The following is a 13129-nucleotide window of genomic DNA, read 5'->3' as shown; positions in this document are numbered from 1 at the left end:
CCGCCGTGGTTTCTTATTATCTCTTAACGCTTTTTGCGGTTGGCCACGTGGATGGCGCCGCCATTCACGGCCAGGGCCGCTTCGTGCAAGGCTTCGGACAGGGTCGGATGGGAGAAGACCATCATGCCCAGGTCTTCAGCGCTGGTGCCGAATTCCATACCGATCGCGCCTTGCTGTACCAGCTCGGCAGCGCTTGGGCCGATAACGTGAACGCCCAATACGCGATCCGTCTTGGCATCGGCGATGACTTTCACGAAACCACCGGTATCGTTGGCTGCCATGGCACGGCCGGAGGCTGCGAACGGGAAGGTGCCGACGTTAACTTCAACGCCTTCGGCTTTCAAGGCCTGCTCGGTTTTACCGACCCATGCGATTTCCGGGTGGGTGTAGATAACCGATGGGATCAGGTCGTAGTTCATCTGGGCCTTGTGGCCCTTGATGCGCTCGACGACCATGATGCCTTCTTCCGAAGCCTTGTGGGCCAGCATCATGCCGCGAACCACGTCACCGATGGCGAAGACGCCCGGTACGGCGGTAGCACAATGGTCATCGACCGCGATGAAACCGCGCTCGTCGATTTCAACGCCGCAATCGGCGGACAGCAGGTCGGTGGTCACTGGACGACGACCAACGGCTACGATCAGCTTGTCGAAGGTGATGGTCTGTTCGCCGTTGCTGTCGGTGTAGTTCACCACGACTTCTTCGCCGTTGACCTTGGAGCCGGTGACGCGAGCACCCAGCTTGATATCCAGGCCTTGCTTGGTCAGGGTTTTCAGCGCTTCCTTGGAGACCGCGGTATCGGCAGCCATCAGGAAGGTATCGAGGGCTTCGAGCACGGTCACTTCAGCACCGAGGCGCGACCATACAGAACCCAGTTCGAGGCCGATCACGCCGGCGCCGATCACGCCGAGGCGTTTTGGCACGGTCTGGAATTCCAGCGCGCCGGTGGAATCGACGATCACCTTCTGGTCGACTGGCGCCGGTGGAATGTCGATCGGACGCGAGCCTGGCGCCAGGATGACGTTTTCGGCTTCGATCACTTCAACCGAGCCGTCAGGCTTGGTCACTTCGACTTTCTTGCCCAGCAGCAGCTTGCCGTGGCCTTCGATGGAGGTCACGCCGTTGGCCTTGAACAGGGTGGCAACACCGCTGGTCAGGTTCTTGACGATACCGGCCTTGCGGCCAACCATCGCGGCGACGTCCATCTTCACTTCACCGGTAGAGATACCGTGAACGTTGAAGCTTTCTTTTGCTTCCTTGTATTTCCAGGAGCTGTCCAGCAACGCCTTGGATGGAATGCAACCGACGTTCAGGCAAGTACCGCCCAAGGCCAGTTTGCCTTCCTTGTCGGTGTATTTCTCGATGCAGGCAGTGGAGAGGCCCAGTTGCGCAGCCTTGATGGCCGCTACGTAGCCGCCAGGGCCCGCACCAATCACTACCACGTCGAATTTCTGAGTCATGAGTCATTCCTTTTCGAATCAAACCGGACGATCACTTGTGGTGACCGTCGAGGGACGAAACCGGTTGTTTCAGCAAGAGGCCGGTCGACAGACCGGCCCTCGCGGCGAAAATCAGATATCCAGCAGCAGACGAGCCGGATCTTCAAGCAGGTTCTTGATGGTGACCAGGAACGTCACGGCTTCTTTGCCGTCGATCAGGCGGTGATCGTAGGACAGAGCCAGGTACATCATCGGACGAATCACGACCTGACCGTTGATCGCCATCGGACGCTGCAGGATGTTGTGCATGCCCAGGATAGCCGCTTGTGGCGGGTTGACGATCGGGGTCGACATCATCGAACCGAATGTACCACCGTTGGTGATGGTGAACGTACCGCCGGTCATCTCTTCGATGGACAGCTTGCCGTCACGGGCCTTCTTGCCGAAGGTGGCGATGCCGCCTTCGATTTCGGCCAGGCTCATCAGTTCGGCGTTGCGCAGGACCGGAACCACCAGGCCACGGTCGCTGGAAACAGCAACACCGATGTCGGCGTAGCCGTGGTAGACGATGTCAGAACCGTCGATCGACGCGTTGACGGCCGGGAAGCGCTTCAGTGCTTCGGTGGCAGCCTTGACGAAGAACGACATGAAGCCCAGGCGTACGCCGTTGTGGGACTTCTCGAACAGGTCCTTGTACTTCGAACGCAGGGCCATGACTTCGGTCATGTCGACTTCGTTGAAAGTAGTCAGCATCGCCATGTTCGACTGGGCTTCAACCAGACGCTCGGCAACCTTGGCACGCAGGCGGGTCATCGGAACGCGTTTTTCAACGCGGTCACCGGCAGCGAATACTGGCGCGGAAGCGGCAGGCGCGGCTGGCTTGGCCGGTGCAGCGGCTGGAGCGGCTTTCTTGGCGGCAACGGCTGCCACCACGTCTTCCTTGGTCACACGACCGCCCTTGCCGGTCCCGGCAACGGAAGCGATGTTGATGCCGTTCTCTTCAGCCAGCTTGCGAGCAGCCGGTGCAGCGACTGGATCGTCTTCGCCCGAAGCAGCAGGCGCAGCGGCCTGGGCAGCAGCCGGTGCAGCGGCTGCTGGAGAGGCGGCGGCAGCGCCGCCCTCTTCGATCGAGCCCAGGACCTGGTTCGACAGAACGGTAGCGCCCTCTTCGGCAACGATTGCGCCCAGCACGCCGTCAGCTTCGGCCAACACTTCCAGCACGACCTTGTCGGTCTCGATGTCGACGATCAGGTCGTCACGCTTGACGGCCTCGCCTGGTTTCTTGTGCCAGGTGGCAACGGTGCCATCGGCAACCGATTCCGGGAATGACGGGGCTTTGATTTCGATAGCCATTATCTGTGGGTCCTTAAAATTCGGTTTCAGTCAGCGCGAAGGCGTTAAACAGTGAAGGCATCTTGCAGCAGTTTTTCCTGCTGCTCGGCGTGCATCGATGCATAACCACAAGCAGGTGCAGCCGAAGCGTCACGACCGGCATATTCAAGGCCCAGGGCCTTGTTATGGTTGCCAATGCTGCGACGCAGGTGATGCTGGCTGCTGTACCACGCGCCTTGGTTCATCGGTTCTTCCTGACACCACACCACGTGGGTGAGGTTGGTGTAAGGCGCGATGGCCTCCATCAGGTCCTCTTCCGGGAACGGATAAAGCTGCTCGATACGCACGATGGCGATGTCTTCGCGGCCTTCGGCACGACGTTTTTCCAGCAGGTCGTAGTAGACCTTGCCGCTGCACAGGATCAGGCGAGTCACCTTCGCCGCGTCCAGGGTATCGATTTCCGAAATGACGGTCTGGAACGAGCCTTCGGCCAGGTCTTCAAGCGTGGAGATTGCCAGCTTGTGACGCAGCAGCGACTTCGGTGTCAGCACGATCAGCGGCTTGCGCAGCGGACGGATGACCTGGCGACGCAGCAGGTGATAGATCTGCGCCGGAGTCGTCGGTACGCAAACCTGGACGTTGTGCTCGGCGCACAGCTGCAGGTAGCGTTCCAGACGTGCCGACGAGTGCTCCGGTCCCTGCCCTTCATAACCGTGTGGCAGCAACATGGTCAGGCCGCAGAGACGACCCCACTTGTGCTCGCCGCTGGTGATGAACTGGTCGACCACCACCTGGGCACCGTTGGCGAAGTCGCCGAACTGGGCTTCCCAGATCACCAGCGCATTCGGCTCGGTGGTGGAGTAGCCATATTCGAACGCCAGGACGGCTTCCTCGGACAGCAGCGAATCGTACAGGTCGAAACGTGGCTGGCCTTTGTACAGGTGTTGCAGCGGGATGTAGGTGCTGGCGTCTTTCTGGTTGTGCAGCGCCGCGTGGCGGTGCGAGAAAGTGCCACGGCCTACGTCCTGGCCGGTGATGCGGATCGGGTGACCTTCGAACGCCAGGGTCGCGTACGCCATGGTTTCGGCGTAACCCCAGTTGATCGGCAGGCCGCCGGCTTGCATCTTCTGACGGTCTTCGTAGATCTTCGCGACCTGGCGCTGGACCACGAAGCCTTCCGGGATTTCCAGCAGCTTGGCGGACAGTTCCTGCAAGGTCTTGAGATCGAAACGCGTGTCGTGACGAGCGGTCCAGGCGTGGCCCAGGTACGGACGCCAGTCCACGAACAGTTCCTTGTTCGGTTCCTTGACCAGGCTCTTCACAACGTGCAGGCCATTGTCCAGGGCGTTGCGATATTCATCGACTTTTTCCTGGACGCGGGCAGCATCCAGAACACCGCTCTGGGTCAGGCGATCGGCGTACAGCTCACGGGTGGTGCGCTGCTTGGCGATCTGCTGGTACATCAGCGGTTGGGTACCGCTTGGCTCGTCGGCCTCGTTGTGGCCGCGACGACGGTAGCAGACCAGGTCGATCACCACGTCGCGCTTGTACTGCATGCGGTAGTCGATGGCCAACTGGGTCACGAACAGCACGGCTTCCGGGTCATCGCCATTCACATGGAGAATCGGCGCCTGGATCATTTTCGCGACGTCGGTTGCGTACTCGGTGGAACGCGAGTCCAGCGGGTTGCTGATGGTGAAACCGACCTGGTTGTTGATCACGATGTGCACGGTGCCGCCGGTCTTGAAACCGCGGGTCTGCGACATCTGGAACGTTTCCATGACCACGCCTTGACCAGCGAATGCCGCGTCACCGTGGATGGAGATCGGCAATACCTTCTCACCGGTCGGGTCGTTGCGACGATCCTGGCGGGCACGGACCGAACCCTCGACCACCGGGGAAACGATTTCCAGGTGGGACGGGTTAAAGGCCATGGCCAGGTGGACTTCGCCACCGGTAGTCATCACGTTGGACGAGAAGCCCTGGTGGTATTTCACGTCACCGGAGCCCAGTTCGACCTTCTTCTTGCCTTCGAACTCGTCGAACAGCTCGCGCGGGTTCTTGCCGAAGGTGTTGACCAGTACGTTCAGGCGGCCACGGTGGGCCATGCCGATGACGACTTCCTTGGTGCCGTAGGAACCGGAACGCTGGATCAGCTCGTCGAGCATCGGAATCAGGCTTTCGCCGCCTTCCAGGCCGAAACGCTTGGTGCCCGGGTATTTGGTACCCAGGTATTTTTCCAGGCCTTCACCGGCGGTGACGCGCTCAAGCAAGTGGCTCTTGATGTCGGCGGAGTACGTCGGACGGCCACGAACGCTTTCCAGACGCTGCTGGAACCACTGGCGCTGCTCGGAATCGGTGATGTGCGTAAATTCAGCGCCGATGGTGCGGCAATATGTCTGCTGCAACGCTTCGTGAATTTCGCGTAGGCTCGCTTCCTCTTTGCCGATGAACAGGTCGCCGGCACGGAAGGTCGTATCAAGATCGGCATTGGTCAAGCCGTAGTGAGTGATCGACAGGTCTGCAGGTGCAGGACGCTGCCACAGCCCCAGCGGGTCAAGCTGGGCTGCCTGGTGGCCACGCATCCGGTAGGCCTGGATCAGTCGCAGCACTTCAACCTGCTTCTTCTCATGCTCGGAGCTCACGCTGCCGGCAGACACCGGTTGAGCGCGGCGCTGGTTCTTTGCCAGCAGCACGAAATGATCGCGAATCGTCGAGTGCGAAACATCGGTGGCAGAGTTACCGTCAGCCGGCAACTTCTGAAAGTAGGTGCGCCATTCTTCTGGCACAGCGTTAGGGTCGTGCAGGTAGAGCTCGTAGAGCTCTTCCACATAGGCAGCGTTACCACCGGAGAGGTGGGCACTGTTCCACATGCGCTGCATCACGCTTTCTTGCATGCTTGGTCACCCTCGATTAGGGGAACACCACCGGCGAAAACACCGAGCAAACTTGCAGAAGTCCGAGTGCAGCGACTAAAACAAGCCACTTAGGATCACGCTGATAGTCCGGGTACCAGCCCGGATGCCCCTGCTTGTCTCATTTCTTCAAAATAAGAACCGCCGCTTTGTGAGCGACTGTCCTGGTTATAGCCAGGACGTGGGTTGAAGCCCACGCCCTCGCCTCTGCGGGTACAGCGGTTCTACGGGTACAGCAGCTGAATCACACGCCGTTTTGCAGCAGCATGTTACGTACGTGACCGATGGCCTTAGTCGGGTTCAGGCCTTTCGGGCAGACGTTGACGCAGTTCATGATCCCGCGGCAGCGGAATACGCTGAACGGATCATCCAGTGCGGCCAGACGCTCGGACGTCTTGGTATCACGGCTGTCTGCCAGGAAGCGGTAAGCTTGCAGCAGGGCGGCCGGGCCCAGGAACTTGTCCGGGTTCCACCAGAAGGATGGGCACGAGGTCGAGCAGCAAGCGCACAGGATGCACTCGTACAGACCGTCGAGCTTTTCACGCTCTTCAGGGGACTGCAGACGCTCGATGGCCGGAGCCGGCGTGTCGTTCTGCAGGAATGGCTTCACCTTCTCGTATTGCTTGTAGAAGATGCTCATATCGACGACCAGGTCACGGATGACCGGCAAACCTGGCAGCGGGCGAACGATCAGCTTGTTGCCCTTGACCACGGCCGACAGCGGCGTGATGCAGGCCAGGCCGTTCTTGCCGTTGATGTTCATGCCGTCGGAGCCACAAACGCCCTCGCGGCACGAGCGACGATAGGAGAAACCTTCGTCCTGCTCTTTGATCAACGCCAGCACGTCCAGCACCATCAGGTCTTTACCACCGGTATCGACCTGGAAGTCCTGCATGAACGGCGCAGCGTCCTGATCAGGGTTGTAGCGATAAACACTGACTTGCAACATAGCGGTCACCCTTAATAAGTCCGGACTTTTGGTTCGAAAGTCGGAACAGTCTTCGGCGAGAAGTTCACGGCACGCTTGGCGACGCGTTTTTCACCCGGGAAGTACAAGGTGTGGCACAGCCAGTTTTCGTCGTCACGGTCTTCGAAGTCTTCGCGGGCGTGAGCGCCACGGGACTCTTTACGCACTTCTGCGGCGATGGCGGTGGCTTCGGCCACTTCCAGCAGGTTCTGCAGTTCCAGCGCTTCGATACGTGCAGTGTTGAACGCCTGCGACTTATCGTTGATCTTCACGTTGGCGATTCGTTCACGCAATTGTGCGAGCTGGGCAATACCCTTCTGCATGTATTCGCCGGTACGGAACACACCGAAATAGTTCTGCATGCAGCTTTGCAGCTCGCGACGCAGGGTGGCGACGTCTTCGCCTTCGGTACGCTCGTTCAGACCAGCCAGACGCTTCAACGCCACATCGATGTCGGTGTCGCTGGCGTCGCGGTATTCGATACCGTCGGTCAGCGCTTTTTCCAGGTGCAGGCCGGCAGCGCGACCGAAGACCACCAGGTCGAGGAGCGAGTTGCCGCCCAGGCGGTTGGCACCGTGAACCGATACGCACGCCACTTCACCTACTGCGAACAGGCCAGGGATGATTTCGTCCACGCCTTCGGCGTTCTGGGTGATTGCCTGGCCGTGGATGTTGGTGGCAACGCCGCCCATCATATAGTGGCAGGTTGGAACCACTGGGACCGGCGCAACGACTGGGTCGACATGAGCGAAGGTCTTGGACAGTTCGCAGATACCTGGCAGGCGGCTGTGCAGCACTTCCTCGCCGAGGTGGTCGAGCTTGAGCATCACGTGGTCGCCATTCGGGCCACAGCCGTTGCCGGCGATGATCTCTTTAACCATCGAACGAGCCACGACGTCACGACCGGCAAGGTCCTTGGCGTTCGGCGCATAACGCTCCATGAAACGCTCGCCGTGCTTGTTGATCAGGTAACCGCCTTCACCGCGGCAACCTTCGGTGACGAGTACACCGGCGCCGGCGATGCCGGTCGGGTGGAACTGCCACATTTCGATGTCTTGTACCGGCACGCCCGCACGCAGGGCCATGCCAACGCCGTCACCGGTGTTGATCAGGGCGTTGGTGGTGGACGCGTAGATACGGCCTGCACCACCAGTCGCCAGCACGGTGGCTTTCGAGCGGATGTAGGTGGTTTCGCCGGTTTCGATGCAGATCGCGATCACGCCGACAAAAGCGCCGTCCTGGTTTTTCACCAGGTCAACGGCATAGTACTCGTTCAGGAACGTGGTACCGGCTTTCAGGTTGCCCTGATAAAGGGTGTGCAGCAGAGCGTGACCGGTACGGTCGGACGCCGCGCAAGTACGCGCAGCCTGGCCGCCCTTGCCGTAGTCCTTGGACTGGCCACCGAACGGACGCTGGTAGATGCGGCCGGTTTCGGTACGCGAGAACGGCAGGCCCATGTGGTCCAGCTCGAACACCGCAGCCGGGCCTTCCTGACACATGTATTCGATAGCGTCCTGGTCACCGATGTAGTCGGAACCCTTGACGGTGTCGTACATGTGCCAGCGCCAGTCATCGTTCGGGTCGGCCGAAGCGATGGCGCAGGTGATGCCACCCTGGGCGGAAACGGTGTGCGAACGTGTCGGGAAAACCTTGGTGATCACGGCAGTCTTGTGACCGCCCTGTGCCAGTTGCAGCGCTGCGCGCATGCCGGCACCGCCACCACCAATGATGATGGCGTCGAAAGAAATCGTTGGAATGTTAGCCATGAATCAGATACCCCAGAGAATCTGCACACCCCAGACGAAGTAAGCGAACATCGCAACGCCGCATACTGCCTGGAAGAGGAAACGTACGGCAGTCGCCGACTTGCCGAACGCCATTTGCGTCAGGTAGTCGGTCGCGATGGTCCACATGCCGACCCAGGCGTGGGCGCCCAGTGCGACGAGTGCCAGCAGACTGAAGATACGCATCCAGTTGTTTGCAAACAGTTCATGCCATTGGGCATAGCCCAGGCCGGGGTTGGCTACGACATATCCGATCAGGAAGATGAAATAAGCCGCGAGAACGACCGCAGACACACGCTGCGCCATCCAGTCATAAAGGCCAGAACGCGAAAGGTTCGTGACGTTGGTTACCATATCCAGACTCCTGCCAGAACGATTACCACCACGGAAACGGCGATAACGATTTTCGAGCCCAGCTTGCCGCCTTCCAGCGTCTCACCGATGCCCATGTCCATGATCAAGTGGCGCACACCGGCAACCAGGTGATACAGCAAGGCGGACAGGATGCCCCAAATCACTAGCTTGGCTAGCGGACTGGTCAGACACGCTTTCACCTGACCGAAGCCTTCTTCCGAATCGAGCGACTTGTCCAATGCATAAAGCATGATGGCCAGGCTGACGAAGAGGATGACACCGGAAATACGGTGAAGAATGGACGTGTAAGCAGTGACTGGGAGTTTGATGGTCCTTAGGTCTAGGTTTACAGGTCGTTGGCTTTTCACGGCTTTTTTTTCACACTGAAGAGCCCCTAACAATCAGGGCAAAGTTGTTGGGGCGCGCACTGGTCAGGTACTCACCACCCAGGGAGTGACGACCCCCAAGAAAGCAGGCCCAAAAGCCCCTGGCGGTCGGTGGCCGAGTATAGACAGTTAGGCTACTAATGACAACGCGTTCACCTTCCCCTAATAGCGCATTGCACATATAGCGCAAAAGGCGTAAACGGCAGGCAATTTCGCGGAAAAAGTCCGGTTAAAGCCTTCTGGAGCAAGACTTTAGGCAAATTGACATTCGGATTTATCTCACTATAGTGGTGCGGGCCCTGCGTGGGGGGTCTGTCTGATGATTCCAAGCATTAATAGGAGGCCACATGGCTGACAAAAAAGCGCAGTTGATCATCGAGGGCGCAGCCCCCGTCGAGCTGCCCATTTTAACCGGCACCGTTGGTCCCGATGTAATCGACGTACGGGGCCTGACGGCCACGGGCCGTTTCACCTTTGACCCAGGTTTCATGTCGACCGCCTCGTGCGAGTCGAAAATCACCTATATCGACGGCGACAACGGCATCCTGCTGCACCGCGGCTACCCGATCGAGCAACTGGCTGAAAAATCGGACTACCTGGAAACCTGCTACCTGCTGCTCAACGGCGAGCTGCCGACCGCAGAGCAAAAGGCCCAGTTCGTCAGCACCGTGAAGAACCACACCATGGTTCACGAACAGTTGAAGACCTTCTTCAACGGCTTCCGTCGCGATGCCCACCCGATGGCCGTCATGTGCGGCGTTGTCGGTGCCCTCTCGGCCTTCTACCACGACTCCCTGGACATCAATAACCCCCAGCATCGCGAAATCTCCGCGATCCGCCTGGTGGCGAAGATGCCGACCCTGGCAGCCATGGTCTACAAGTACTCCATGGGCCAGCCCATGATGTACCCGCGCAACGACCTGACCTATGCAGAGAATTTCCTGCATATGATGTTCAACACCCCGTGCGAGATCAAACCGATCAGCCCGGTGCTCGCCAAGGCCATGGACCGGATCTTCATCCTCCATGCCGACCATGAGCAGAACGCCTCCACGTCCACCGTGCGCCTGGCCGGTTCGTCGGGTGCCAACCCGTTCGCCTGTATCGCCGCCGGTATCGCCGCGCTCTGGGGCCCTGCCCACGGCGGTGCGAACGAAGCGGTGTTGACCATGCTCGATGAAATCGGCGATGTCTCGAACATCGACAAGTTCATCGCCAAGGCCAAGGACAAGAACGATCCGTTCAAGCTGATGGGCTTCGGTCACCGGGTCTACAAGAACCGCGATCCGCGCGCCACCGTCATGAAGCAGACCTGCGACGAAGTGCTCAAGGAACTGGGGATCAAGAACGATCCGCAACTCGAACTGGCCATGCGCCTGGAAGAGATCGCCCTGACCGACCCTTACTTCATCGAGCGCTCGCTGTACCCGAACGTCGACTTCTACTCGGGGATCATCCTCAAGGCGATCGGCATTCCAACCAGCATGTTCACCGTGATCTTCGCCTTGGCGCGGACCGTGGGCTGGATCTCCCACTGGAAGGAAATGCTCTCCAGCCCGTACAAGATCGGCCGCCCGCGCCAGCTGTACACCGGCTACGAGTCGCGTGACATCACCAAGCTGGAAGACCGCAAGTAAGGCCTGCCTTGCGATAGGTCCCACGCTGTACTGAACCAGCCCCTGCTTCTTATATAAGAGCAGGGGCTGTTTTGTTTGTGCCCCCTTTGATATCCGCGGCGACTGGTCCGACACCTTCGCGAGCGAGCTCGCACACACTGGACCCTGTGTATGACGCAAATCCCCTGTGGGAGCGTAGTGCTGTTCACTTAAGGAAACGGCGCTTTTCCGAGGGAGTGCCGTTTTCTTTGGGGTTGGGTTGGATTGGGTACAGATCCGTTGCCGCGGTAACGGATATACACCCTTACCCCAATCCACAGCCTTAAGTGAACAGCCTTACCTGTGGGCGGGCTTGCTCGCGAAGACCTCATTACTCAAACCACAGCTATCGCACACAAAAAAAATACCCCAGCCTCTCGACCGGGGTATTTCTTCAAACACTTGTCTCTACATCAGTGATTAACCGCCCCACTCGCCCCCAGGCCAGTCTGTGAACGCACGAACTGCGGGAAGAACAGCGCCCGCTCGTTGGCACCTTCAGCCGACTTGTCAGTGATGGAGAAGAACCAGATGCCGGTAAACGCAATGATCATCGAGAACAGCGCAGGGTATTCATACGGGAAGATAGCCTTCTCGTGACCCAGGATCTGTACCCAAATGGTCGGGCCGAGGATCATCAGGCCCACGGCACTGACCAGGCCCAGCCAGCCGCCGATCATGGCGCCACGGGTAGTCAGCTTCTTCCAGTACATCGAAAGCAGCAGCACCGGGAAGTTGCAGCTCGCCGCGATGGAGAACGCCAGGCCCACCATGAACGCGATGTTCTGCTTCTCGAACAGGATGCCCAAGCCGATCGCCAGCACTGCCAGGGCAATGGTGGTGATCTTCGAGACGCGGATCTCATCCTTCTCGTTGGCCTTGCCTTTCTTGATCACGCTGGCATACAGGTCATGGGACACCGCCGAGGCACCGGCCAGGGTCAGGCCCGCTACCACCGCCAGGATGGTCGCGAACGCCACCGCCGAGATGAAGCCCAGGAAAATGCTGCCGCCAACGGCGTTGGACAGGTGCACCGCCGCCATGTTGTTGCCGCCCAGCAAGGCACCTGCCGCGTCCTTGAAGGCCGGATTGGTGCTGACCAGCAGGATCGCGCCGAAGCCGATGATGAAGGTCAGGATGTAGAAGTAGCCGATGAAGCCAGTGGCATACAGCACGCTTTTGCGCGCTTCCTTGGCGTCGCTCACGGTGAAGAAGCGCATCAGGATATGGGGCAGGCCTGCGGTGCCGAACATCAGCGCCAGGCCGAGGGAGAAGGCCGAGATCGGATCCTTCACCAGACCGCCAGGGCTCATGATCGCTTCACCTTTAGGGTGAACCTTGACCGCTTCGGCAAACAGCATGTTGAAGTCGAAGTTGACGTGCTTCATGACCATCAGGGCCATGAACGACGCACCCGACAGCAGCAATACCGCCTTGATGATTTGTACCCAGGTGGTGGCCAGCATGCCGCCGAACAACACGTAGAGGCACATCAGGATCCCCACCAGGATCACCGCGACATGGTAGTCCAGGCCGAACAGCAGCTGGATCAGCTTGCCGGCACCAACCATTTGCGCGATCAGGTAGAACGCCACCACCACCAATGAGCCGGAGGCGGACAGACTGCGGATCTGGGTTTGCCCGAGGCGATAGGACGCCACGTCGGCAAAAGTGTATTTACCCAGGTTGCGCAGGCGCTCGGCGATCAGGAACAGAATGATCGGCCAGCCCACCAGGAAGCCGATGGAGTAGATCAAGCCATCATAGCCGGAGGTGAATACCAGCGCGGAAATCCCCAGGAAAGACGCCGCCGACATGTAGTCACCGGCAATTGCCAGGCCGTTCTGGAAACCAGTGATCTTGCCGCCGGCCGCATAGTAGTCGGACGCCGAGTTGTTTTTCTTCGACGCCCAGTACGTGATGTACAGGGTCGCGCCAACGAACGCCACGAACATCAGGATAGCCGCGACGTTGAGGGGTTGTTTCTGCACGGCGCCGGTCAGGGCGTCAGCCGCCCAGGCACCCGGTGCAAATGCTGCAATGCTCAAAAGAGCCAGTAGACGCCGGATCATTGCTGAGCCTCCTTGAGAATCGCATTGTTCAGGTCGTCGAACTCGCCGTTGGCACGTCGCACGTAGATACCGGTCAGGACGAAGGCCGACAGAATCAGGCCGACCCCGATAGGGATACCCCAGGTGATGGTGGATCCGGGGGACATCTTGGCCCCGAGAATATGCGGCCCGTAGGCGATCAGAAGGATGAAGCCGGAATACAGCCCAAGCATGATCGCCGAGAGG

Annotated in this window: 10 protein-coding genes; 1 reads left to right on the top strand and 9 read right to left on the bottom strand. The window is 59.4% G+C overall.

Annotated elements, in window-relative coordinates; genetic code table 11:
- Nucleotides 1–23: 23 nt before the first annotated feature.
- The 7 genes from lpdA to sdhC form a co-directional block, all read right to left on the bottom strand.
- Nucleotides 24–1460: a dihydrolipoyl dehydrogenase gene (gene lpdA / locus JZ00_RS26205; protein WP_039594136.1), complete on the bottom strand. Its 1437-nt coding sequence runs from the start codon at nucleotides 1458–1460 to the stop codon at nucleotides 24–26.
- 111 nt (nucleotides 1461–1571) lie between these two features.
- Nucleotides 1572–2792 (bottom strand): 2-oxoglutarate dehydrogenase complex dihydrolipoyllysine-residue succinyltransferase, encoded by a 1221-nt coding sequence (gene odhB, locus JZ00_RS26200; RefSeq protein WP_039594135.1) that lies wholly within the window; start codon nucleotides 2790–2792, stop codon nucleotides 1572–1574.
- A 44-nt stretch (nucleotides 2793–2836) separates the two neighbouring features.
- A complete protein-coding gene (locus JZ00_RS26195) occupies nucleotides 2837–5668 on the bottom strand; it encodes a 2-oxoglutarate dehydrogenase E1 component (protein ID WP_039594134.1) in 2832 nt (943 codons plus the stop codon).
- A gap of 262 nt (nucleotides 5669–5930) precedes the next feature.
- Entirely contained in the window at nucleotides 5931–6635 is a 705-nt protein-coding gene (locus JZ00_RS26190) for a succinate dehydrogenase iron-sulfur subunit (RefSeq protein ID WP_039594133.1), read from the bottom strand.
- A gap of 11 nt (nucleotides 6636–6646) precedes the next feature.
- Nucleotides 6647–8419: a succinate dehydrogenase flavoprotein subunit gene (gene sdhA, locus JZ00_RS26185; protein WP_039594132.1), complete on the bottom strand. Its 1773-nt coding sequence runs from the start codon at nucleotides 8417–8419 to the stop codon at nucleotides 6647–6649.
- 3 nt (nucleotides 8420–8422) lie between these two features.
- Nucleotides 8423–8791, bottom strand: a complete 369-nt coding sequence (gene sdhD, locus JZ00_RS26180; protein ID WP_003179222.1) for a succinate dehydrogenase, hydrophobic membrane anchor protein — start codon at nucleotides 8789–8791, stop codon at nucleotides 8423–8425.
- Nucleotides 8785–9159 carry a succinate dehydrogenase, cytochrome b556 subunit gene (sdhC, locus tag JZ00_RS26175; RefSeq protein WP_024780620.1) on the bottom strand — a complete coding sequence of 125 codons (375 nt, stop codon included), beginning with the start codon at nucleotides 9157–9159 and terminating at the stop codon, nucleotides 8785–8787. Before sdhC ends, sdhD begins: the two co-directional genes overlap by 7 nt.
- Nucleotides 9160–9524: 365 nt before the next feature.
- Between sdhC and gltA the strand changes: the two genes are divergently transcribed.
- Nucleotides 9525–10814, top strand: a complete 1290-nt coding sequence (gene gltA / locus JZ00_RS26170; protein WP_003172803.1) for a citrate synthase — start codon at nucleotides 9525–9527, stop codon at nucleotides 10812–10814.
- 431 nt (nucleotides 10815–11245) lie between these two features.
- Here gltA and JZ00_RS26165 read toward each other — a convergent pair whose 3' ends face one another.
- On the bottom strand, nucleotides 11246–12904 hold the full coding sequence (locus tag JZ00_RS26165) for a cation acetate symporter (protein ID WP_039594131.1): 1659 nt from the start codon (nucleotides 12902–12904) through the stop codon (nucleotides 11246–11248).
- A partial coding sequence (locus JZ00_RS26160; RefSeq protein ID WP_046510188.1) for a DUF485 domain-containing protein occupies nucleotides 12901–13129 on the bottom strand: 229 nt, incomplete at its 5' end. The genes JZ00_RS26165 and JZ00_RS26160, both read right to left, overlap by 4 nt.

It is taken from the genome of Pseudomonas frederiksbergensis (assembly GCF_000802155.2).
Lineage (GTDB): Bacteria > Pseudomonadota > Gammaproteobacteria > Pseudomonadales > Pseudomonadaceae > Aquipseudomonas > Aquipseudomonas frederiksbergensis_A.
This window is presented reverse-complemented; position numbering and strand designations above follow the sequence as displayed.